This window comes from Sphingomonas sp. R-74633 (assembly GCF_013416555.1).
In the GTDB taxonomy this organism is placed as follows: domain Bacteria; phylum Pseudomonadota; class Alphaproteobacteria; order Sphingomonadales; family Sphingomonadaceae; genus Sphingomonas.
Map to the genome: position 1 here is coordinate 364,403 of NZ_JACCFG010000003.1, position 22,858 is coordinate 387,260.

Below are 22,858 nucleotides of genomic sequence, written 5' to 3' on the forward strand. Positions count from 1 at the left end.
GCCCCGACTTGTCGCTAATCTTTGTCAAAAAGCGGGGCGTGGATCTTTTTAAAGGTTTCCGCCGGCAATTTGCTCACTTCGCGGTCATAGGTGAGCAGGCCGTTGATCTCGCCTTCGACGTCGGTCGTCTGCGTGTAGACCGCGGCGCTCAGCCCGACTTCCTTGGCCTGGCGGATCACCTCGGCATATTTCCGGCGATAGCGCGCCTCGTAGTCGGCCGCGTCCTTGGCGCCCTGATAGCCCCAGCTGCGCTTGTCGCCGCCGAACCACAGATGCCCTTCGATCGGCAGGCCGATCCCGCCGAACTCGCCGATCACGATCGCGCGCTTGCTGTTCGCTGCCGGCACGCGCGGCACGTCTTCATAGGTGTGGATGTCGAACAGGTCCGAACCCGCGTCGCCGGTGTCGAGCCAGCCGCTCACCTTGTTGACCACGCGGCTCGGGTCGAGCTCCTTGACCATCTTGGCGAGGCGGATCGAGGCGTACTGCCCCCAACCCTCATTGTTCACCACCCAGGTGACGATCGAGGGATGGTTGCGCAGATCGGCGACCATCCGGGTGAGCTCATATTCGAACTCGTTGGTCACATCCTGCGGCATCGTCACTTCGTATTGCGACTTCTCGCGCAGGAACTGGTCGTGGAGATCGTCCTCCTCGCCCGAAGGCATGTCCTGCCAGATCAATATGCCCTGGCGATCCGCCTCGTAATAATATTGGGCGGGCTCCACCTTGATGTGCTTGCGCAGCATGTTGAAGCCGGCGCTCTTGAGATAGCCGATCTCCCAGCGGATCGCCTCTTCGGACGGCGGCGTCAGCAGCCCGTCCGGCCACCAGCCCTGGTCGAGCGTGCCGTTCTGGAAGACCACCTTGTTGTTGAGCAGCATCTGCGGCTGGCCGGCGATCTTGCCGGGGCCGATCGAGCTTTTGCGCATCGCGAAATAGCCGTCGACCGTGTCGCTGGCCGTGCCCGTCACGCTCGCCGAAGCATAGCGCGCGCTCTCCGCGGGCGTCTGCAGCTCCTGCCAGCGTTCGCGGTTCGCGCCCTTCGCGCCTTCGGGCTGCTTATAGGGGTTTTGCACCTTCACCAGCTCGACCTTGAGGTCGTAGAGGAAGGGATCGTCGGGCGACCAGAGATGCGCGTTCGGGATCGCCAGTTCGGCCGGGCGATTGGCACGCGCGATCACGCTCGCCACGGCCTTGCCCTTGCTCGACGCCGTGATGCGCACTGCGTCGTCATCCGCGGCGCTGCGATTGAGCGCGACGTTCACCGCGAGCACGCCCTTGTCGATGTCGGGCGTGATCTTCATGTCCTGGACGCGAAGCTTGGGCACCGGCTCCAGCCACACCGTCTGCCAGATGCCGCTTACCGGCGTGTACCAGATGCTCTTCGGGTTGAGCTGCTGCTTGCCGCGCGGCTGCGGTCCGTCCGACGTCGGATCGAGCACCTGCACTTCGAGGGCATTCGCGCCCGGCTTCAGATAATCCGAAATGTCGAACTCGAACGTATCCGAGCCGCCGCGATGCGCGCCGACCAGCGCGCCGTTGACGAAGACCTGCGCTTCATAATCGACCGCGCCGAAGTGGAGCAGCACGTCCTGCCCCTTCCAGTCGGCGGGCAGGTTGAAGCTGCGGCGATACCAGATGCGGTCCTCGGGGCCGACATGCTTCGCCACGCCCGAAAGCTTCGATTCCACTGCGAACGGCACCAGGATCTTGCCGTCCATCGCGTTCGGCCGCGCATCCGCCTTGGGCCGGATCGCATAATCCCATTGGCCATTGAGATTGAGCCACTTGGTCCGCTTCATCTGCGGGCGCGGATAGCTGCGCCAGGCATTGTCGGGGGTCACCGTCTTGCCCCAGCGAGTCATCAGGTCGCTGGTATAGACATGGCCGGGCGCCGCCGGCTTGGCCGGCGCGCGCTGGGCCAGGCCCGGTTGGGCGGCGACAAGGGCGATCAGCGCCGCGGCGCTTCCCAACAGGGCTCGGTTCAACGCATCAACTCCACATTCGAAAGGCGAGCCGACACCGCTGGCTCGCCTCCAATTTTCTCAGATCAGAACTGGGCGCGCACGCCGACGGTCAACTGACGGCCCGAATAGAGCACGTTGCGCGGGATGCCGTAGGCGTCCGGGAAACGGGCATCGACCTGGGTCGAGTAGATGTTCGACTTGGTCAGGTTGCGCACCGAGCCAATCAGACGGAAGCCGCGCGCCAGCGTGACGCTGGTCGTCACGTCGAGCGTGCCGCCCGGACGGCTCTGATAGCCGTTCGAATTCTCGCGCATGTACGGCGAGTAATAGCGGTACGCGAAGCGCAGGTCGAAGCCGCGCGACGAATAATAGAGCTGGCCGTTCACCGTTTCCTTGGTGAAGTTGTTCGGCGTCAGGAAAATCCGGCCGCCATTGACGGTCTGATAGTCCTGGTTCGCATCCGTCCAGTTGTGCGCATAGTCGAAACGCACGCCCAGATTGCTGAGGATGCCCGGCAGGAAGTCGAAATCGCGCCGCGCGATAACCTCGACGCCGTAGAAATGGCGCACCGTCGGATCGTTGACGCTGGTGTTGAACATCACCGGGATCGTCGAGCCGCTGGGGGTCTCCAGCTCGCCGTCGATCAGGTCGTTGGTGATGAAGTTATTGACCTGCTTGTAGAAGCCCTGGACCGCAAACGACGTCGCCTTGTTCGGATACCATTCCAGGCTGAGATCGGCGTTCTTCGACGTGTACGGCTTCAGGTCCGGATTGCCGCGGGTGACGGTGCTGCCCGCCACGATCGTGGTGAAGTCGATCGCCGATCCGATGCGCACTGCCGAGAAGATCGGGCGCGACACGGTCTTGCTCAGGCCCAGGCGCAGGAACAGGTCGTTGCTGAGCGCATAGCGCAGGTTCAGCGACGGCAGCCAGAAATCATAGCTGTGCTTGACCTCCTGAGCGACCGCCACGGCAGTGGCATTGGCGAGCGCGAAGCCGTCGATCGTCGCATTGGTCTTGAACCAGCGCAGGCCGATATTGCCCTTGAGCGGACCGGCATCGATGTTCGCCTGGTAATAGGCCGCGTAAGTGTCTTCGCTGACAGTCGAGTCACCGCGCACGTCGTTCACGCGCTGCGTATTGTAGACCGCAGCCGGGCTGGTCTCGAACGCGCGCAGCTTGAGCAGGTCGAAGATCGGCACCGTGCCCGCACTCGCGCCGCCCAGCCACTGCGCCGCATTCTGCAGCGGGAACGGCCGGCTGATCAGATAGCCCGCGTCGAGCGCCGGATTGGTGGCGAGGCCGCCGAATGTATAGGCGTTGCCGTCCGGCGTGTTGTCCTTCACGCGGCGATCGGCGCGCAGGCCGAACTCCATCGATCCGATGAAGCCGATCGCGCGGTCATATTTGAAATCGAGCCGCGCCGCCTTGGCCGTATCGGTCAGATACGGGTTATTCTCGTCGATCTCGGTCAGCATGTAATCGGTCGGCAGCTGGGTGCCGAAATCGAAGACGATGTTGTGCGGATCGGTCGTGTCGTAGCCGAACGGGCGGATCTGGGTCGCGGCGGTAGGCTTCGGATAGTTGGTCGGCCGCGTCTTGATGACCGCGCTGGCATTGTGCCCGCTCACTTTCGCCCGCGCCCAGGAGATGTCGAACGCCGCCTGCAGCGGGCCGCCATTATCCCATTTCAGGTTGAAACCGCCCTGGATCTGCTGGCTCTTCTGCTCGGAGACATTGACCGTCTCCTGATAGAGCGTGGTGGAGCCCACATACCGGCGGACCAGGCTGTCCTGCGACACAATGGTGGTCGGTGCGGTGGCGACGGTGTCGTTGGACGTCGCAATGAAGTTGATCGGCGAGCTCTGGCCACCGTTCGAGATATAATAGCCGTCAAGCGTCGCGGTGAGCGACGAGATCGGGCGCCACTGCGCGGTCGCGATCACCGAATCGCGTACCTGCGTACCCGCGCCCATGTTGATGCCGGCATTGCCCGCGACGATGTCGAGCTGCCCGTCCTTGTCGGCATCAAGCCCCGTGCGCGTGCGCGGATTGACCAGCTGGGTCGAAGGCGCCGCATTGGTCTGCTTCACATGTGCATAGCTCGCGGCAATGCCGAAATTGTCGGTGATCTTGCCGACATAGCTTGCCTCGGTGCGATAGCCCCAGGGCTGGAAGCCATAGACACCGTCGAGCGCCTGGGCGACGTCGTCGGTCGTCACGCGTGCGACCAGCGTGAGGCCGCGGCGGCGAGTCTCGAGCGGGTGGACCGATTCCAGCCCGATCGTGCCGCCCAGGCCGCCTTCGATCGTGCCGGCGTCCGAAGTCTTCTGCACATAGGCGCGCGCCACGCCCTCGGTCGGCAGGTCGCCCAGGTCGAGGCGGCGGCTGTCGAGCCGGGTCGAGGGCAGGATGCGCCCGTTATAAGTGGTGTTGGCGAGATCGGGGCCGAGGCCGCGGACCGAGACTTCGCTGAAGCCGTTCTCGTCGTCATTCGCGGTCAGGCCGGGGATGCGGACCAGCGAGTCCGCGATCGATTCATCGGGCAGCGCGCCGATGTCGTCGGCGCTGATGCCGTCGACCAGCACATCGTTATCGCGCTTGAACCGCTCGGCATTTTCGAGCGAGCCGCGCGTGCCGGTGACGATGATGTTTTCCTCGCGCTGCTTCTCTGCGCTGGGCGTCTCCTGAGCGTCCTGCGCATGCGCGATATTGACTGCCAGAGCCAGCGACGATGCCGCGAACAACGCGCTCGCGCGAATAAGAACCTTCGACATTTCCTCTCCCCGTTAGGCCATGTTTTCCAGCCCTTGCGAGGCTGCCCGCCCCCAAGCGGAATGACCTACTTATTAAATAAGTTTGTATTATTTAATGAGGTTTATAAGATAAATCAGAGGCTGTCAACGATTCGGGAGGGTGGATTTTGTCATTTCATATCAACATCTTGATCCGTTGCGATCACGAATCGACGTCCGAATTCGTAAGACAAAAAGGCTTGAAATGGGCCCATACAGCACCAAACCGGTCCGTCGCGCACTGGCGCCAGCAACCCCGATTGGCTAGTAAGTCGCCGACTTTCCCGTTCAACCGCTGTTCGCCGCTTCGCAGGGCAACCAAGGAATCCTTCTTCGCATGACGAGCGCCGCACATCGCGATCGCCCTCGCCTGTCGGGCACCAATCTCGAGCGGGCCGCCGATCATAACCAGCGCGTCACGCTGCACGCGATCCGCGTGTCGGGCTCGCTCACCCGCGTCGAGCTGGCCGCGATCACCGGCCTCACCGCACCGGCGATCGCCAACATCACCAAGCGCCTGCTCCAGGACGGGCTGATCGAGGAGGCCGGACGGCGCCTCGGCGGCCGCGGCCAGCCGCCGACCAAGCTCGTCGTCCGCCGCGGCGCCTGCCACTCGATCGGCGTCAATATCGACCGCGACCACATCACCATCGTGCTGGTCAATTTCGCCGGCGAGACGCTGGCCCGTGTCTCGCGCGAAATGGCCTATGCGCTGCCGCAGGACGTGCGCGCGCTCTATCGCCAGTCGATCAAGACAATGCTGCGCCGCGCCGGCGTATCGATCGAGAGCGTCGTCGGCCTGGGCATCGCGATGCCCGACGATCTCGGCAAGATCGAGCTGCCCGGCCGGCCCGAAGCTTATTCGAGCTGGGAAAGCGCCAACCTCACCGATCTGTTCGCCGAGCCCTTCGAGTTGCCGATCTTCACCGAGAACGACGCCGCCGCCGCCGCGATGGGCGAGATGCAGCTCGGGCACGGCCAGAAGTACAGCAACTTCTTCTATTTGCTGATCTCCGCGGGCCTGGGCGGCGGGCTCGTCGTCGACGGCTCCTATGTCCGCGGCTCGACCGGGCGCAGCGGCGAGATCGGGCTGATGCGCACGGGCAGCGCGGCACGCGAGCCCCTCCAGAACCTCGTCTCGCTCTCGGCGCTGGCCGACCGGCTTGCGGCGCAGGGCTTCGCCCGCGACGCCGTGACGGCCTCGAACGACTGGCCGGCTCCGCTCGCCGCCTGTGTCGATCGCTGGATCGAGGATGCAGCAGACCGGCTCACCGCGCCGCTCGAGGCGGTGAACTGCCTGATCAATCCGGCGCAGATCCTGCTCGGCGGGCGGTTGCCGATGGCGCTGGTCGATCGGCTTGCGGAACGCGTCAACGCGCGTGCGCAGGAGACCGCTTCGCTGCTTCCCGCGGTCGCCCCGGTAGCGCGCGCCGCTCTGTCCGACGATGCCCCGGCGGTGGGCGCGGCGATCCTGCCGTTCAGCCACTTCCTGCTGCCGACTCCCGGTGCGCTGTGGAAGGTGCCCGGCACCAGCGACGGCGAGCCGCTGGTCGCCTGACCTATTCGGGCTGCTGCTCGAGCGTGCGGATCGTATGCCCGAGCAGCTGGCGCATCGCCTTGCGCGCCGCATCGGGCTCATAGGCGGCGATCGCTGCATAGACGGCTTCGTGCCCGGCCAGGTCCGCCGGCCGGCCAGAGACGCGGTGGACGAAGCGCGCCGAGGCCGGCAGCACTGCCGCGAGGATCGCGCGGAACTGGCGGAAGAACGGATTGCGCGAGGCATCGAGCAGCGCGAGGTGGAACGCCACTTCCGCCGCGAACGGATCCTCATAGCCGCCCTGCTCGGCCGCGCGCATCCGCTCCAGCGCCGCGCCTACCGAATCGATCTCGCCGCGGTCCGCCCGCATCGCCGCCAGCTCCGCCGCCTCGGGCTCGATCGCCCGGCGCAGCTCGTTGAACTCGCGCAGCAACCGCAGCGGCGGCGCACGGTCGACATGCCAGCGCAGCACATCGGTATCGAACAGGTTCCAGCTCTGGTCGGGCAGGACGTAGGTGCCGGTCTTCGGCCGCCCCTCGACCAGCCCCTTGGCCGACAGCATCTTCACTGCCTCGCGCGTCACCGACCGGCTCACGCCGAAGCGCTTCGACAGTTCGCCTTCGGTGGGGAAGTCCTCCAGCCGATATTGCCCGGTGACGATGCCGCGCCCGAGTAGCTCGAGCAGGCCATAGGTCAGGTTGCGGCCGAGATCGGGATGCTCCGCCGCGGTGATGGGAAGGCTCATCATGCGTGCTGCTCCCGGCTCAATATAGCTTGCCATAATCTTTTGGGTCCCATGCGAGCACGGCGAGGATCTGGAGCATCGCCCCTTGGTCGATCAGATGGATTTCGCCGCGATGCCGGCCGTCCTGGCGCACAAGCAGCCCGGTTTTCGGATCGCGATGCTCGCGCCACATCCGTGCGGCATAGTCGCGTATCGCGTCCCGGTAGCGCGTGCCGCCGGTCACCGATTCGAGCAGCAGCAGGTTCTTGAACCAGATCGCGTTGAACTGGACCGAATGGCGATCGAGCTGCCTGCCGGTGACGAAGTGATCGAAGCTCGCCTCGGCAATCCGCTTCGCCTCGGCGAGATATTTCGCATCCCCGGTCGCTTCGTGCAGCAACACGTTCACGCCGATCGGCACGCCCTGATTGTAGCTGAATATGCGGGTGTCGATCTTCCCCGCCAGATCGAGATGGTCGAGATACAAGCCGTCCGGCCGCTGCAATGCGCTATTGGTCCAGGTGTAGAAGCGCAGCGCTTCGTCCAGATACGCCTTGTCGCCCGTCGCCTGGTAGAGCCGTACCCCCAATTGCGCGGCGGGCATGTTCGACACGGTGTTGCGATCGGAATTGCCCGGCTGCTGCGACCAGAACAGCCCGCCCGGCGCGGGATGCTTCGGATTGTCGTCCCAGGCGGCGCTGACCAGCGCGAAGATCGCCTTCGCCAGGTCGAGCGATTCGGTGTCCTTGTAAAGCAGCCAGTGCTGGATCGCGGCGAGCCCCACCCAGTCATTGTCGTCATAATAGAGGTCGCCGCCGCGCCCATGCGGCGGGCCGACTCGCGAGGCGAAGCCGGGCAGGCCGGTGGCGCTGCGCGAGACCCAATAGAGCATCTGCGCCTTGCGGTGCGCCGCCAGCGTATCGCGGTAGCGTTCCCCTGTCCCCGGCACATTGCTCAGGTCGAGCACGCCGATATGGACCTGCGAGAAGGGCCATTCATCGGCATGTTTCCCGTCGGGTGAGTGCGCCGGATATTGTTCCTGATAGAGGCCGGTATCGTCGCCGGTGCCGAGATATTTCCGCGTCGCCGCGAGCAGTTCCTCGGCGTGCTGCGCGCTCGCCGCGGCATCGAAGGCCTGCGCATGGGCGACGTCCGGCGCCGCCACGGCGGGTGCCAGCACCGCCGCGCATAGACTCGTTGCCGCCCAGAACTCGGCGCGCAGCATTCTCCGTCTCCCTCTTTTTACTTATTGAACATATAAATCGCCTTGACAGGGCGACCTGACAATACAAAAAATAAATTTCATTAAAAATAAAGCTGCGATACGGTGCGAAGGGGAGAGTGATGCGAGGAATGACCCGCAGGGAAATCATGGGTGCTGCCGGTGCCATGGGCGTTACGCTCGCCGCGCCGAAGGTGCTCGCGCGCCCGGCGATGGACACCCGCCGCCCGCCCGCAAGCGCGCGCCACTTCACCAGTCCGGTGGTCGAGGCGGAAATCGCGCGGGTGAAGGCGCGGATCGGCGACCCCAAGCTCGCCTGGATGTTCGAGAATTGCTACCCGAACACGCTCGATACCACGGTCACGCCGGGCAGCCTGAACGGCAAGCCCGACACTTTCGTCATCACCGGTGACATCGACGCGATGTGGCTGCGCGACAGCTCGGCGCAGATCAATCCCTATGTCCACCTGACGCCGAAGGACGCCGGCCTGCGCGACCTGTTCCGCGGCGTGATCGGCCGCCAGGCGCGCTGCATCCTGATCGATCCCTATGCCAACGCCTTCACCCGCGATCCGACCGCGGCAACCAACCACGACGCCGCCAAGCACGACCAGACCGACATGAAGCCGGGCGTCGCCGAGCGGAAATGGGAGATCGACTCCCTCTGCTATCCGATGCGACTGGCGCACAGCTACTGGATCGCGACGAAAGACAAGGCGCCGTTCGACAGCGAATGGGCCGAGGGCGTCCGCGTTTCGATCGACACGTTCCGCGTCCAGCAGCGGCTCCACGGGCCGGGTCCCTATCATTTCCAGCGCCGCGCCGACACGCCGACCGAGACGCTGATGCTCAAGGGGCTGGGTTCGCCCACCCGCAAGGTCGGGCTGATCCATTCGGGCTTCCGCCCCTCGGACGATGCCTGCACTTTGCCCTTCCTGATCCCGTCGAACCTGTTCGCGGTCAGTGCGCTGCGCAAGGTCGCGGTCGTGCTGCGCGAGGCGCGCGGCGACGCGAAGCTCGCCGCCGAGGCCGAGGCACTCGCCGCGCAGGTCGCGGCCGCGCTGCTCAAATATGGCCGCCTGCGCGACGAAGCCGGCCAGCCGATCTGGGCCTATGAAGTCGACGGGTTTGGCGGCGCGCTGTTCATGGACGACGCCAATGTGCCGAGCCTGTGCGGTCTCGCCTATCTCGGCGCAGTGCCGCGCACCGATCCGGTCTGGCGCCGCACCGCCGCCCGCGCCTGGAGCGCGAACAACCCCTTCTTCTTCAAGGGCACGGCCTCCGAAGGCATTGGCGGTCCGCATGTCGGACTCGACATGATCTGGCCGATGTCGCTGATCATGCACGCGCTCAACGCCGATGACGATGCGACCATCCGCCGCTGCCTGACCCAGCTCAAGGCGAGCGAGGCCGGCACCGGCTTCATGCATGAGAGCTTCCACAAGGACGATCCGACCAACTTCACCCGCCCCTGGTTCGCCTGGGCGAATGGCCTGTTCGGCGAGCTGATGCTCGATCTCGCCGCGCGCAAGCCGCACCTGCTCGCCTGAACGTCGCATCGAAGGGGGATAGATCATGACGGGGACCTTGTGGCGCGGCGTAATCGTCGGCGCATTGGCCGGGCTGCTGTTCGGCTTCGATACCGCCGTGATCGCAGGCACCACCGAGGGTCTGCGCCGCGCCTTCGATCTCGATGCCACCGGCCTGGGCATCACCGTGTCGAGCGCACTCTGGGGCACGCTCCTCGGCGCGATCTTCGCCGGGCGCCCCGGTGACCGCTACGGCGCCCGCGCCTGCCTGCGCTGGGTCGCCGGGCTCTACCTTCTCTCGGGTCTTGGCTGCTTCCTCGCGCCGAGCTGGGAAACGCTGATCGCCTTCCGCTTCCTCGCCGGCATCGCCGTCGGCGCCTCGTCGGTGCTCGCGCCCGTCTATCTTTCCGAAATCGCCCCGCCCGCCCGGCGCGGCGCGCTGGTCGGCGCCTTCCAGTTCAACATCGTGTTCGGCATCCTCGTCGCCTATCTCAGCAACTATCTCGTCGGCACGATGGCGCTCGGCGATTTCGACTGGCGCGTGAAGTTCGGCATCACCGCGCTCCCCGCCGCCCTGCTCCTCACCCTGCTCTATGCGATCCCGCAAAGCCCGCGCTGGCTGGCGCTCAAGGGCCGCCGCACCGAGGCGTTGCAGGTGATGGAAGCGATCGGCGTCGCCGACCCGCAGGCCGAGATCGATGCGCTGGCCGCAATGGGCGAAAGCGGCAATGCCCGCCTGAGCTGGTCGCGCCACAAGCGCCCGATCCTGCTCGCGGTCACCGTCGCGATGTTCAACCAGCTCTCGGGGATCAACGCGATCCTCTACTATCTCAACGACATCTTCGCCGCGGCCGGCTTCGACGGCGTCTCGGCCGACAAGCAGGCGATCGCGATCGGCGCGATGAACCTGCTCTTCACCGGCCTCGCGCTCGCGGTGATCGACAAGCTCGGCCGCCGCACGCTGCTGCTGATCGGCGCGGTCGGCCTCACCGCCACCCTCGCCGGCGTCGCCGCAATCATGGCCACCGGCCAGCACCGCGAGCTGCTGCTCTACCTCCTCGCCGGCTTCATCGCCTTCTTCGCCTTCTCGCAGGGCGCGGTGATCTGGGTGTACATCGCCGAGGTCTTCCCGACCGAGGTCCGCGCCCGCGGCCAGGCGCTCGGCTCGGGTACGCACTGGCTGATGGACGCGATCATTGCCACCGGCTTCCCGGTAATCGCCGCACATTCCGCCGGCGCGCCCTTCGCCTTCTTCGCCGCGATGATGGCGCTGCAGTTCGTCGTCGTCGCCTTCTTCTTCCCCGAGACCAAGCGGCTGCCGCTCGACAGGAAAATCCCCGAATGACCAAGGTGTATGCGTAACATGATTCAGATCGGGGTGGATTTCGGGGGGACCAAGATCGAAGCGGCAGCGCTCGATGCGAGCGGCCGCTTCCTCAGCCGCGGCCGCGTTCCCAATCCGGGCGGCTATGACGCGGCGATCGAAGCGGTGCGCGGCCTTATCGCTCAGGCCGAGCATGAGGCCGGCGCCGAGGGCACGATCGGCATCGGCTCGCCCGGCTCGATCAGCCCGCGCACCGGGCTGATGCGCAACGCCAATTCGACCTTCCTCAACGGCCGCTCGTTCCGCGAGGATCTCGAGCGCGCGCTCGGCCGCGAGGTTCGCCTCGCGAACGACGCGAACTGCCTCGCGCTGTCCGAAGCGGTCGACGGCGCGGCGGCAGGCGCCCGCGTCGCCTTCGGGCTGATCCTCGGCACCGGCTGCGGCGGCGGGCTCGTCGTCGACGGGCAGATTGTCGAGGGCGCGAATGGCATCGGCGGCGAATGGGGCCACGTGCCTTTGCCTTGGGCCACCGCCGAGGAATATCCCGGCCCCGATTGCTGGTGCGGCCAAAGCGGCTGCCTCGAGACTTGGATCTCGGGCTCGGGCCTGCGCCGCGACCACCATGCCCGCACCGGCGACACGCTCGACGGCGAGGCGATCATCCAGGCCGCGCGCCGCGGCGACCCCGCCGCCAGCGCAACCTTCACAGCCTATATCGACCGGCTCGGCCGCGCGATCGCGATGCTCGCCAATATCGTCGACCCCGACGCCTTCGTGCTCGGCGGCGGCATGTCGAATGTCGAGGAGCTCTACGAACAGCTCCCCGCCGCCGTCCGCCGCTACACTTTTGCCGACAGCTGGGACGCGCGCATCGTCCAGGCGCGCTGGGGCGACAGCTCGGGCGTACGCGGCGCAGCGAGGCTCTGGGCAGCATGACCGCCACGCCGCTCGCCACCCACCGCGTCGAAAAGCCCTGGGGCCGCCACCGCCTCTGGCCCGGCTTCGACCAGGCAATGACCGATCCCGTCGGCGAGATCTGGTTCCAGTCGCCGGGCGACACCGCCCCCGACCTGCTGATCAAATATCTCTTCACCAGCGAGAAGCTGTCGGTCCAGGTCCACCCGAACGACGCGCAGGCGCAAGCCGCAGGCCTTCCGCGCGGCAAGGACGAATGCTGGGTGATCCTCGATGCCGAACCGCACTCGACGATCGCGCTCGGCACCAAGCAGCCGGTCGACCGCGAGACCCTGCGCGCCGCCGCGCTCGACGGATCGATCGTCGAACTGCTCGACTGGAAGCCGGTCAAGGCCGGCGACTTCTTCTATTCGGGCTCGGGGACGATCCACGCGATCGGCGCGGGGATCACCCTGGTCGAGGTCCAGCAGAACAGCGAGACCACCTACCGGCTCTACGATTATGGCCGCCCACGCGAACTGCACCTCGACGAGGGCATCGCGGTGTCGGAGCCGGTGCCCTACCAGCCGCATCCGATGCCCGGCCTGGTCGAGCCCGGCCGGACTATTCTGGTCGAAGGCCCGAGCTTCGTGCTCGAACGCTGGGCCGGCGGCCCGCGCAGCCTCGCGCTGCCGGGGGGCATGACCGGCTGGCTGGTGCCGCTGCGCGGCGAGGGCCTGATCGATGGCCTCGCCTTCCGCGCCGGCGAATGCATCGCCGTGGAGGGCGCCGCCGAACTGCTTGCCGCGCCCGGCAGCGACCTGCTCTTCGCCTATCCCGGCGACACCCGCATCTGACAGAAAAGGGGCGGACCGAAGCCCGCCCCTTTCACTTCAATCCTCGGCCGGTGCCGGCGCCCCGGCCGCGGCGCGCCGCGCCCGCTTCGCCGCCTTCTTCGCCTTCTTGTTCTTGCCCGGCCCCGCGCCCGGCTTGTCGCCCGCACCTTCCTCGCCGGAGCCGCCCTCGAGCTTGCCCTTGATCACGCCGCCCGGGATCCGGTTCGGCCAGACATCGACGAAGCTGGCCTTGGCCCAGGCCTCATATTGGTCGCCCATCCGCTTCACGACATCCGGATGCGCCGCCGCGATATTGTTGGTCTCGGTGCGGTCCTTGGCCATGTCGTAGAGTTCCCAGGGCTCGCCGAAGCGCGCCACCAGCTTCCAATTGCCGTCGCGCACCGCGCGATTGCCCTCATGCTCCCAGAAGATCGGCTTGCCGCGCACCAGCTTCTCGCCGGAGAACGCCGGCACCATCGAGCGCCCCTCCATCGGAATGATGGCATGGCCCTGATATTCGGTCGGGTATTTCGCGCCCGCCAGCTCGACGATCGTCGGCATCACGTCGATCAGATGCCCGGGCTCGCGCACGAAGCTGCCCTTGAGCTTGGGATCGATGCCGCCCGGCCAGGAGGCAATCAGCGGAGTCGAGATGCCGCCTTCCTCGGTATAATGCTTGAAATACTGGAACGGCGTGTTCTGCAGCGTCGCCCAATTGAGGCCGACAAACACCATCGACTGCGCCCCGCCCATCGGCGCCTTGCCACCGGTGCGCCCGTCGGGACCGCTTTCGGCGTTGCCGCCATTGTCGGCCATGAACAGGATCACCGTATTGTCGAGCTCGCCCTGCTTCTTCAGGTCCTCGACCAGCGTGCCGACGGCCTTGTCCATGCGCGAAACGGCCGCGGCATAGATCGCCATGATCGTGTCGAACCGGTCCTTGTCGGCGGCCGAGAGCTTGTCCCAGTCATAGGCTTCGTCGAGCGGCGCGGAGAGCTTCGCGTCGGGCGCGATGATCCCCATCTTCTTCTGCCGCTCCAGCCGGGCGCGGCGCAGCGGCTCCCAGCCGCTCATATACTTGCCCTTGAACTTGGCGATGTCCTCGGCCGGCGCCATCACCGGGAAGTGCACCGCGGTGAAGGGCAGATAGAGGAAGAAGGGCTTCTTCGCGGCCTTGGCTTCGGTGACGAAGCGGTTGGTCCAGTTGACCAGCAGGTCCGAGGCATACCAGTCGCCCTCGCCCACCTCCGGCGAGTTGAGCGGCACCTTGCGCCCGTCGATACGCACCGCGCCCTTGGGCTGGTCGGGGAAATAGGTGCCGCCGGGGAAGTCGAACGCGCGGTCGAAGCCCTTTGATTCCGGCGGCGTGCCGTGGCTGTCGCCCAGATGCCATTTGCCCGCCATGCCGGTGAAATAGCCGGCCGGCTGGAGCACCTGCGCGATCGTCACCGCGCGGTCGTCGATGCGGCCGTGCAAGCCCTGCGACTCCGGCTGATGGACCACTTCGAGCCCGCCCATGCCGGCTTCGTGCGGATAGAGGCCGGTCATCAGCGCGGCGCGCGATGGGCTGCAGCGGGCATTATTGTAGAATTGGGTGAAGCGGATGCCGTTCGCGGCAAGCTTGTCGAGGTTCGGGGTCGGGATCTCGCTGCCGTACGGCCCGATGTCCGAGAAACCCATGTCGTCCACCAGGATGACGATCACGTTCGGGCGCTTGGCCTGTTGTACCGGCGCGGCGGGAGGTGCGTTCGTGCCGGGCCGGTCCGGGCCTCGTGCCATTGCCGGCCCGGCCAGCAACGCCAGTGCCGTCACGCCGAGCAACCCGCGCCGGAACACACCGCGCCTCGAAATCCTGCTCATGCCTTCATCCCTCTTCTGATTGCAGTCGGGGCTCTGTGGCCCATGCCAAAACCATATCGGCTTTACAGAAGCGCCTCAATTAAATAAGATAAATCGGAATAAGAAAAGTGTCGCAACTTGTATCAAACGCGACGCAAGAAGGGAGCGGGTACATGGGCGTTGGGCGTCGTGACTTCTGCCTGGGTGCGCTGGGCAGCATCCTCGCCACCCAGGCCCTCGCCAAGGGCAAGCCACGCCCCAACTTCGTCTTCATCCTCGCCGACGATATGGGCTGGGGCGATCCCACCGCCTTCAACGCAAAATCCGGTGCCAACACGCCGAACATCGATCGGCTCGCCAGGCAAGGCATGCGCTTCACTGACATGCACAGCTCCTCGTCGGTCTGCACACCCAGCCGCTATTCGATCCTTACCGGCCGCTATTGCTGGCGCTCGCGCCTCAAGAAGGGCGTGACCGGCGGCTTCGATCCCTCGCTAATCGAGCGCGGCCGCCTCACCGTCGCCGGCATGCTCAAGCGCGCGGGCTATTACACCGCCGGCGTCGGCAAATGGCATCTCGGCCTCGGCGACACCAAGCCGGTCGATTTCGCCAAGCCCTTTCATCCCGCGCCGACCGATCACGGCTTCGACTATTATTTCGGCATCCCCGCCTCGCTCGACATCCCGCCCTACCTCTATTTCGAGAATGACCGCGCGCTCGCCGCCCCCACCGCGCGGACCGAGGGCAAGAAGGAGGGCGGCGTGTTCTGGCGCGCCGGCGAGATGGCGCCTGGCTTCGACTTTCCGGCGGTGGTGCCCACCCTCACCGACAAGGCAGTCTCGGTGCTGAACGACCGCGCCAAAAGGCCCGACCAGCCCTTCTTCCTCTATTTCCCTTTGCCCTCGCCGCACACGCCCTGGCTGCCCACCGACGAGTTCAAGGGCACGTCGCAGGCCGGCCTCTATGGCGACTATGTCCGGGAGACCGATGCGATGGTCGGCCGCGTGCTCGATGCGCTCGAGAAGAACGGCCAGGCCGACAACACCGTGGTGATCTTCACCAGCGACAACGGCGCGCACTGGAAGCCCGACGACCAGCGCCAGTTCCCCAACCACCACGCCAATGGCGACTGGAAAGGGATGAAGGCTGATGTCTGGGAAGGCGGCCACCGCATTCCCTTCGTGATCCGCTGGCCGGGCCAGGTCGCGCCGGGCACCACGTCCACCGAAACCGCCTCGCTCACCGATTTCATGGCCACCGCCGCCGCGATCACCGGCACGCCGCTGCCCACGGATGCAGCAGAGGACAGTTTCGATCTCACGCCCGCGCTCAAGCGCACCAACCGCAAGCCGATCCGGTCTTCGATCATCGATCATTCGATCGACGGCATGTTCACGATCCGCGAAGGCGACTGGAAGCTCGAGCTCGGCCTCGGCTCGGGCGGCTTTTCGCATCCCGCGCATATCGATCCAGTGCCCGGCGGGCCGCAGGGGCAGCTCTACAATCTCGCCAGTGATCCGCGCGAGACGACCAATGTCTGGTCCGAGCATCCCGAAATCGTCGCCCGCCTCACCGCGCTGCTCAAGGCGCAACAGGATGCCGGGCGGACGCGGCCGAAATAGCCATTCCCTCATTCGTCATCCCCCGCAGGCAGGGATACGGAATAGCGCGAACGCCTTGCAATGTAGGATTTCGTCTGTTTGGCTTTCCCGGCGGAGCGCCTTGCCCCGCCGCTCTTTCGCATGGCGCAGCGCGCCGGTCATATTCAAACGGGGTAAGTCGATCCGCGGCACGCCGGCTTCCCCCGCGCGCGCGTGAGTGTCGTGACTTTCGTGACTTTCGGTTCCCCGATCTGGGTAAAAGTCAGACCTTCCGTGAGATGCAGCGGAAGCCGATATGGCTGGTCGCGCTGTCGATATGCTGCGGATGGCGCGCCGCCGGGCGGTAACGCTGGCAATAGTTGACTGCGCAGAGATGCGATCCGCCCTTGAGCACCCGCCGCCCGATCTTCGCGCCCGGCGCGTTCGTCTGGTAGCTGTCGCCGATCGTCGCGCCGCGCGGATTGACTGCCTCGCAGCACCCGCCTTTGGCCGGCTGCGCCGCGCCGTACCAGTCGCGGGTCCACTCCCAGACATTGCCGATCATGTCGGACAGGCCATAGCCATTGGCCGGAAAGCTGCCCGCCGCGCTGGTGCGATACTGATCGTCGGGCTTGAGCGTGGCGAAGGGGAACATGCCCTGCCAGTAATTGGCGAGGATCGCGCCGTCGGGGGCGAGTTCGTCGCCCCAGGCGAATTCCTTGTCGACCAGCCCGCCGCGCGCGGCGAATTCCCATTCGGCCTCGGTCGGCAGCGCCTTGCCCGCCCATTTGGCATAGGCATCGGCATCCTCATAGGCGACATGGACGACCGGATGGTCCTCCAGCCCCTTGATCGAGCTGTCCGGCCCGGTCGGATGGCGCCAGTCGGCGCCGGGCACGAACGCCCACCACTGGCTATGGTCGTCGAGCGAGACCGGATAGGGCGTCCGGGTAAACACCAGCGATCCCGCCACCGCAAAGGCCGGGTCCATCCCCGGATAGTCCTTCGGATTGGGCGGGATCTCGGAGAAGGTCCTGTAGCCGGTCGCCTCGACAAATTCGGCGAACTGGGCGTTGGTCACCGGCTTCTCGTCGATCCAGAAGCTGTCCACCCGCACGCGGCGCAGCGGACGCTCCTCCTCGTAGAATTGCTCGGAGCCCATGGTGAAGCTGCCGCCGGGGATCAGCTTCATGCCCTCATGCGAAACTTCGCGGGCGGCGGTACGGGACGCGACCTTTTTCATCGTGCTACTCATATGCGGGTCGCGCCCCTGTCCGATCAAGGCTTTAGCGGCTTGGCCATTTCGGCGAAGGCCTCCGCCGGCAGCTTTTCCACTTCGCGGTCATAGGTGAGCAGGCCGTTGAGTTCGCCCTCGACGTCGGTGGTCTGGGTATAGACCGACGCGCTCAGCCCGGCTTCGCGGGCCTGGCGGACGACTTCCTCGAACTTGCGCTTGTAGCGCGCCTCGTAATCGGCCTTGTCGCCGGCGGTCTGGTAGATCTTGTTGGCGCGCTCGGGGAACCAGATATGACCCGGGACCAGCAGGCCGACGCCGCCATATTCGCCGATCACCAGCGCGCGGTTGCCATGCGGCTCAGGGGTCTTGGGCACTTCCTCATAAGTGTGGATGTCGTACATCGAGGACGCGTCGCCCGCGGTATCGAGCCAGCCGCTGGTTGCGTCGACCGGGCGGCTCGGGTCCATGCTGCGGACCATCGAGGCCATGGTGCGGGCGTCATACTGGCCCCAGCCCTCATTGTTGGTCACCCAGGTGATGATCGAGGGGTGCCCGCGCAGCGCGCCGATGATCCGGGTCGATTCGAGCTGATATTGCGCCGCTGCTTCCGACGAGAAAGTCGCTTCCTCGTCGCTGCCGCGGTGGATCGCCTGGTCGGCGAACGCGCCCGACGGCATGTCCTGCCAGATCAGCATGCCGAGCCGGTCGGCATCGGCATAATATTGGGCGGGCTCGACCTTGATGTGCTTGCGCAGCATGTTGAACCCGGCCTTCTTGAGGAAGACCATGTCGCTCTTGGCGGCTTCTTCCGACGGCGGGGTGAGCAGGCTTTCCGGCCACCAGCCCTGGTCGAGCACGCCATTCTGGAAGACGAACTTGTTGTTGAGCAGGATCACCGGCTTGCCGGTCTCGGGATCGGCGCCCAGCGCGACCTTGCGCATGCCGAAATAGGACGAGACCTTGTCGCCGCCGCCCGACACCGGCTGGAGCGCGGCATAGGCTTCGGCTTCCTTGTTGCTCGACGGCGACGCCGGCTTCCCGGCGGGCGGGGTGACCTTCACCAGCTCGGCATCGAGATCGTAGAGGAACGGGTCCTCGGGCGACCAGAGATGCGCATTGGGGATGGCGATCGTGGTGCGGCGGTTGCCGCGGATCAGCGCCGTGCCGACCACCTGGCCCTTGCTACGAACGGTGAGCTTCACGGCGTCGCTGGCGGTACCCGAACCGCTTAGCGCGACCTGGACGGTGACGGCGCCCTTGTCGATGTCCGGCGTGGCGCGGACTTCGGCGATGTGGAGATCCGGGACCGGCTCGAGCCACACGGTCTGCCAGATGCCGCTGACCGCAGTGTACCAGATGCCGCGCGGCTCGAGCGTCTGCTTGCCGCGGGGCTGGCTGCCGGTCGAGGTCGGATCGGCGACCTGGACGACCAGCTCGTTGCTGCCCGCCTTGAGGAACGGGCTGACGTCGATCGCGAACGGATCGGAGCCGCCCTTGTGGGTGCCGGCAAGCGCGCCGTTCACCCAGATCGTCGCTTCGAAATCAACGGCGCCGAAGTGCAACAGCGTGCTCTTGCCCGCCCAGTCCTTCGGCACGGTGAAGCCGCGGCGATACCAGATGCGATCGTCGGGCAGCACCTTGCGCTGCACGCCGGAAAGCTTCGATTCGACCGGGAACGGCACGAGGATCTTGCCGTCCATCTTCGTCGGCTTCGGCTTGTCGGCCTTGACGATGGCATAGTCCCACAGCCCGTTGAGGTTCTGCCAGGCTTCGCGGACCATTTGCGGCCGCGGATAGCTGCGCCAGGCATTGGCCGGGGTAACCGCCTTGCCCCATTTGGTCATGATCGGACCGGCATAGGCTGGACCGCCTTGGGCGGCGGCATCGGGCGCGGTCGCGCCGGCAGTGCCGGTGACCGAGTTCTTGGGCTTGGGTGCGGTCTGGGCGAGCGCGGGCATCGCCGCGGTCAGGGCGAGCAGCGCGGTTCCGGCAAGTACGTGTCGGATCATGTTGGTCTTCCTTGGCTTAGGAACTGGATATCGTGGCGTGAGCGGACCTCAGTCCGAGAAGCGCTCTTCCTTCTCCGGCGCGCCGCCGCCGGCACCCGCTTCGGGGCGCAGCTTGAGGCCGACCGAGGCCGCCCAGCCGAGCCATTCCTTGGCAAGGCGGGCGACGATCTCGGGGTGCTGGGCGGCCAGGTCCTGCGTCTCGGTGCGGTCCTTGGCCAGATTGTAGAGCGCCCATTGGCGATAGTTGTGCGCCTTGCCGCGCGGTGCGAGCGAGACGATCTTCCAGTCGCCGTCGATCACGGCGCGGGCACCATAATGCTCGAAGAAGAATGGACGGACCTTGGGCAACGACTTGCCGGTGAGCGCGCCGGCGAACGACTTGCCGTCCATCGGCGAACCCTTTTGCGACGGGGTGACCCCGGCCAGTTCGAGCAGCGTGGGCGTCACGTCGATGATGTGCGTGCCCTGATCGACCGTCGTGTTCTCGCGGCCCTTCATGCCGGCGGGCCAGCTGATCATGAACGGCGTGTGGGTGCCGCCCTGGTAGCTTTCGGCCTTCCACCAATGGAACGGCGTATTGGCCGCACTCGCCCAGTGCGCGCCGATGCCGGTCTGGTTGAGCTCGGTGCCGATACCGCCCGGATATTCGCCATAGCCGACTTCGCGACCGTCGCGCGTCTCGCTCGGCCGGTCATAGCCCGCACGGGTCATGATCTCGGGCGAAGCGCCGTTGTCGACCAGGAACATGACGACGGTGTTGTCATACGCACCGCTGTCCTTGAGCGCCTGGATCACGCGGCCGATGCCCTGGTCCATTACGTCGATCATCGCCGCGTGGGTGGCCATCTTGCGGACCTGCTCGGCACGATGCTCGGGGGTGAGTGCGTCCCAGTCGGTCTTGGCATTGGCGGCGTAATCATCATCGAGCGGCGGGAGCGGATTGGTCTTGGGATCGACCAGCCCGATCTTCACCTGGCGCTCGTAGCGGCGCTTGCGCATCGCGTCCCAGCCATCCTCGAAGCGCGGGAGATACTTCTGGATGAGGTTCTCCGGCGCCATCAGCGGCCAGTGCGCGGCAGTGTAGGCCAGGTACATCATGAAGGGCTTGTCGCCCTTGCCGAGCTTGCCCACCTGCTCAACCGCGTGATCGCTGATCGCGTTGGTCAAATAGAAGTCCTTGGGCACTTCGCGGACCGGCGTGAAGTTCTCGACCAGCGAGAAGGGGTCATAATAGTCGCAGACGCCCCAGATGATGCCCCAGTGATAATCGAAACCGCGCGCCGCCGGGTAGGTGCGCTTGTCGCCGAAATCGAGGTCGAAATGGCCCTGATGGTTGATCCATTTGAGGTGCTCGGCGGGCGGCGTGAGCGGCTCGGCGGCGGTGAGGTGCCACTTGCCGATCATGGTGGTGGCATAGCCGCTGTCACGCAGTTGCTCTGCCACTGTCGGCGTGTCGAGCGAGAGGCTGGTGCCGTTGCCGGTCATGTTCACCCGGTGCGGATAGCGACCGGTGAGCAGGCTGGCGCGCGACGGGCAGCAGCGCGACATGTTGTAGAAATTGTTGAAGCGCACCGAGCGGCCGGCGAGCGCGTCGAGGTTCGGCGTGTCAGTGTCGCCGCCATAGGCGCCGAGATCCGAATAGCCGATATCGTCGCCCATGATGACGATCATGTTGGGCCGGCTGTCGCGGCGCCTGGTCCAGGCCAGCGTCTTGCCCGCGCCGAACGCCGCGGCAGCCATCGCACCCAGCGAAAGCCCGCCCTTCAGCGCCTGGCGGCGGTTCATGCCCTTCACGTCGTCAGCCATTCTTCTCTCCGAACTCTCTCTGTTTACTCGCCCGCGCCGGGCTTCTTGGCAGGCTCCGGCACCCCGTCGACCGGTCCCTCTTCGAAATGCGGCTTGCCGGCGACCGGATGGTCATCCTTCTGCTCCGCCCGCCACGCGGCGACTTTGCCCCGCAGCCCCTTCAGAACGTCGGCGTAGCGTGGATCTGTCGCAAGATTGTGCCGTTCCTCGGGATCGGCCTTCACATCGTACAGCTCTTCCGCAGGACGGTGATAATAGCCGTCGACGATTGCCTTGGCAGCGGGATCGCTCTCCGCAGCGCGGCGCCAGGAGGGGAAATAGGTGCCCGAATCCACGCGCTTCACCCACAGGTCGATATGCGTGGTGTAGGTATATTCGGGGTGGAGGTTCGCGATGTACTTCCACTGGTCGGTACGCACGCTGCGCATCGGATAGACGTTGATGCTGCCGTCATTATTGTGGGTCGTGTAGATCTCGCTGCGCCCCTGGAAATTCACCTTGGTGGTGCGCAGCGCAGCGGCGAAGGAGCGGCCGTCAATGTCCGCGGCGGGCTTGCCGCCGGCGAGATCGACCAACGTCGGCAGGATATCGACCCAGCTCACCATCGCATCGTTGCGCGTGTTCGGCAGGACATGGCCGCGCCAGCGCACGATCATCGGGACACGGGTGCCGGTGTCGTAGAGGTTCCATTTGCCGAACGGCCACTGCGCGCCGTGGTCGGAGGAGAAGAGCACGAAGGTATCGGGGCCGAGCGTGGAATCGACCGTCGCCAGCGTCTCGCCCAGCTCCTGATCGAGCTTCGAGACCGCGGCATAATAGCGGGCGCGAGCGTCGCGGGTGATCGGGGTATCGATCGTCTTGGGGGGCAGCTTGAGCGCGGCCGGGTCATAGCCCTCGGTAGTGACCGGCCAGGGGACGTGCGGCCAGTTGCTGCCGATGAAGATCGCCAGCGGCTTCGACTTGTCCTTGCGCGCCTTCATCCAGCGGATCGCGGAGGGAATGCCCTCTGGGTCGTGGAAATTGTCGTGCTCGTAATGGTCGAACCCGTACATCCCGGTCTGCTTGTAGTGCGCGACCTTGCCGAAGGCGACGACCTCATAGCCCTGATCGTGGAGATAGGCGGGAAGCTTGCGGACATCGTCGCGCGGCGCGGCCTGATTGGCCTCGGCACCGTTGCGCGCCGGCATCAGGCCGGTCAGCAGCGCCGCGCGGCTCGGGGCGCAGGCGGGCGAGGCGACGAAGGCGCGGTCGAACGACACGCCGTCCTTCGCCAACTGAGTGATGTTGGGGGTGCGGGCATTGCCGTCGCCCCAGGGCGGCACGTCGCGGCCAAGATCGTCGGCAAGGAAGATCACCAGGTTCGGGCGCTGCGGCTCGGATGCCTTGCGGTGCTTGTCCCCCGCCAGCGCCGGCTGGGCCAGCATTGCCAACGACGCCGTGGCAAGCGCGGTCCGGAAGCCGAAACGCAGCTTCTTCGCAGGCAGAGCGCCCATCCTGTTTCCCTCTCTAAGCGGTGCAAAGGTTGCGCCCGCAAGCCTTTCCGACGGCACGGTTGG

Annotated in this window: 15 protein-coding genes; 6 read left to right on the plus strand and 9 right to left on the minus strand. The window is 65.9% G+C overall.

Going from position 1 to position 22,858, the window contains the following annotated elements:
• Positions 1-14: 14 nt before the first annotated feature.
• Together HZY97_RS11920 and HZY97_RS11925 are read right to left on the minus strand one after the other, a co-directional pair.
• Positions 15-1,991: a glycoside hydrolase family 2 protein gene (locus tag HZY97_RS11920; RefSeq protein WP_257215016.1), complete on the minus strand. Its 1,977-nt coding sequence runs from the start codon at positions 1,989-1,991 to the stop codon at positions 15-17.
• A 62-nt stretch (positions 1,992-2,053) separates the two neighbouring features.
• Positions 2,054-4,747, minus strand: a complete 2,694-nt coding sequence (locus tag HZY97_RS11925) for a TonB-dependent receptor (RefSeq protein ID WP_180143822.1) — start codon at positions 4,745-4,747, stop codon at positions 2,054-2,056.
• Between the two features lie 355 nt (positions 4,748-5,102).
• Here HZY97_RS11925 and HZY97_RS11930 point away from each other — a divergent pair, with 355 nt between their 5' ends.
• Positions 5,103-6,323: an ROK family transcriptional regulator gene (locus tag HZY97_RS11930; RefSeq protein WP_180143824.1), complete on the plus strand. Its 1,221-nt coding sequence runs from the start codon at positions 5,103-5,105 to the stop codon at positions 6,321-6,323.
• A gap of 1 nt (position 6,324) precedes the next feature.
• Here the strand turns inward: HZY97_RS11930 and HZY97_RS11935 are convergent, their stop codons facing one another.
• Together HZY97_RS11935 and HZY97_RS11940 are read right to left on the minus strand one after the other, a co-directional pair.
• On the minus strand, positions 6,325-7,050 hold the full coding sequence (locus tag HZY97_RS11935; protein ID WP_257215017.1) for a FadR/GntR family transcriptional regulator: 726 nt from the start codon (positions 7,048-7,050) through the stop codon (positions 6,325-6,327).
• Between the two features lie 16 nt (positions 7,051-7,066).
• Positions 7,067-8,251, minus strand: a complete 1,185-nt coding sequence (locus HZY97_RS11940) for a glycoside hydrolase family 76 protein (RefSeq protein WP_180143826.1) — start codon at positions 8,249-8,251, stop codon at positions 7,067-7,069.
• A gap of 128 nt (positions 8,252-8,379) precedes the next feature.
• Between HZY97_RS11940 and HZY97_RS11945 the strand changes: the two genes are divergently transcribed.
• The 4 genes from HZY97_RS11945 to HZY97_RS11960 are packed head-to-tail and all read left to right on the plus strand — an operon-like array spanning position 8,380 to position 12,852.
• Positions 8,380-9,798 carry a glycoside hydrolase family 125 protein gene (locus tag HZY97_RS11945; RefSeq protein ID WP_373684346.1) on the plus strand — a complete coding sequence of 473 codons (1,419 nt, stop codon included), beginning with the start codon at positions 8,380-8,382 and terminating at the stop codon, positions 9,796-9,798.
• A 25-nt stretch (positions 9,799-9,823) separates the two neighbouring features.
• Positions 9,824-11,122: a sugar porter family MFS transporter gene (locus HZY97_RS11950; RefSeq protein ID WP_180143829.1), complete on the plus strand. Its 1,299-nt coding sequence runs from the start codon at positions 9,824-9,826 to the stop codon at positions 11,120-11,122.
• A 9-nt stretch (positions 11,123-11,131) separates the two neighbouring features.
• Entirely contained in the window at positions 11,132-12,037 is a 906-nt protein-coding gene (locus tag HZY97_RS11955) for an ROK family protein (protein ID WP_257215018.1), read from the plus strand.
• Positions 12,034-12,852, plus strand: coding sequence for a class I mannose-6-phosphate isomerase (locus HZY97_RS11960; protein WP_180143830.1), 819 nt, complete (start codon positions 12,034-12,036; stop codon positions 12,850-12,852). Before HZY97_RS11955 ends, HZY97_RS11960 begins: the two co-directional genes overlap by 4 nt.
• Before the next feature lie 36 nt (positions 12,853-12,888).
• Here HZY97_RS11960 and HZY97_RS11965 read toward each other — a convergent pair whose 3' ends face one another.
• Positions 12,889-14,691 (minus strand): arylsulfatase, encoded by a 1,803-nt coding sequence (locus tag HZY97_RS11965; RefSeq protein ID WP_180143831.1) that lies wholly within the window; start codon positions 14,689-14,691, stop codon positions 12,889-12,891.
• Positions 14,692-14,843: 152 nt separating this feature from the next.
• On the opposite strand from HZY97_RS11965, the gene HZY97_RS11970 reads away from it, so the two are divergent.
• Positions 14,844-16,292 carry an arylsulfatase gene (locus HZY97_RS11970; RefSeq protein WP_180143832.1) on the plus strand — a complete coding sequence of 483 codons (1,449 nt, stop codon included), beginning with the start codon at positions 14,844-14,846 and terminating at the stop codon, positions 16,290-16,292.
• A 241-nt stretch (positions 16,293-16,533) separates the two neighbouring features.
• On the opposite strand, the gene HZY97_RS11975 is transcribed toward HZY97_RS11970, so the two are convergent.
• From HZY97_RS11975 to HZY97_RS11990, 4 genes are all read right to left on the minus strand, one after another.
• Complete coding sequence (locus HZY97_RS11975; protein ID WP_180144562.1) at positions 16,534-17,442, minus strand: formylglycine-generating enzyme family protein; 909 nt, start codon at positions 17,440-17,442, stop codon at positions 16,534-16,536.
• Positions 17,443-17,528: 86 nt separating this feature from the next.
• Positions 17,529-19,496, minus strand: coding sequence for a glycoside hydrolase family 2 protein (locus tag HZY97_RS11980; RefSeq protein WP_257215019.1), 1,968 nt, complete (start codon positions 19,494-19,496; stop codon positions 17,529-17,531).
• A gap of 48 nt (positions 19,497-19,544) precedes the next feature.
• On the minus strand, positions 19,545-21,302 hold the full coding sequence (locus HZY97_RS11985; protein WP_180143834.1) for an arylsulfatase: 1,758 nt from the start codon (positions 21,300-21,302) through the stop codon (positions 19,545-19,547).
• 23 nt (positions 21,303-21,325) lie between these two features.
• The gene (locus tag HZY97_RS11990; protein ID WP_180143836.1) at positions 21,326-22,795 is read right to left on the minus strand and encodes a sulfatase; all 1,470 of its coding nucleotides are present in this window, start codon (positions 22,793-22,795) and stop codon (positions 21,326-21,328) included.
• Between the last annotated feature and the right edge of the window lie 63 nt (positions 22,796-22,858).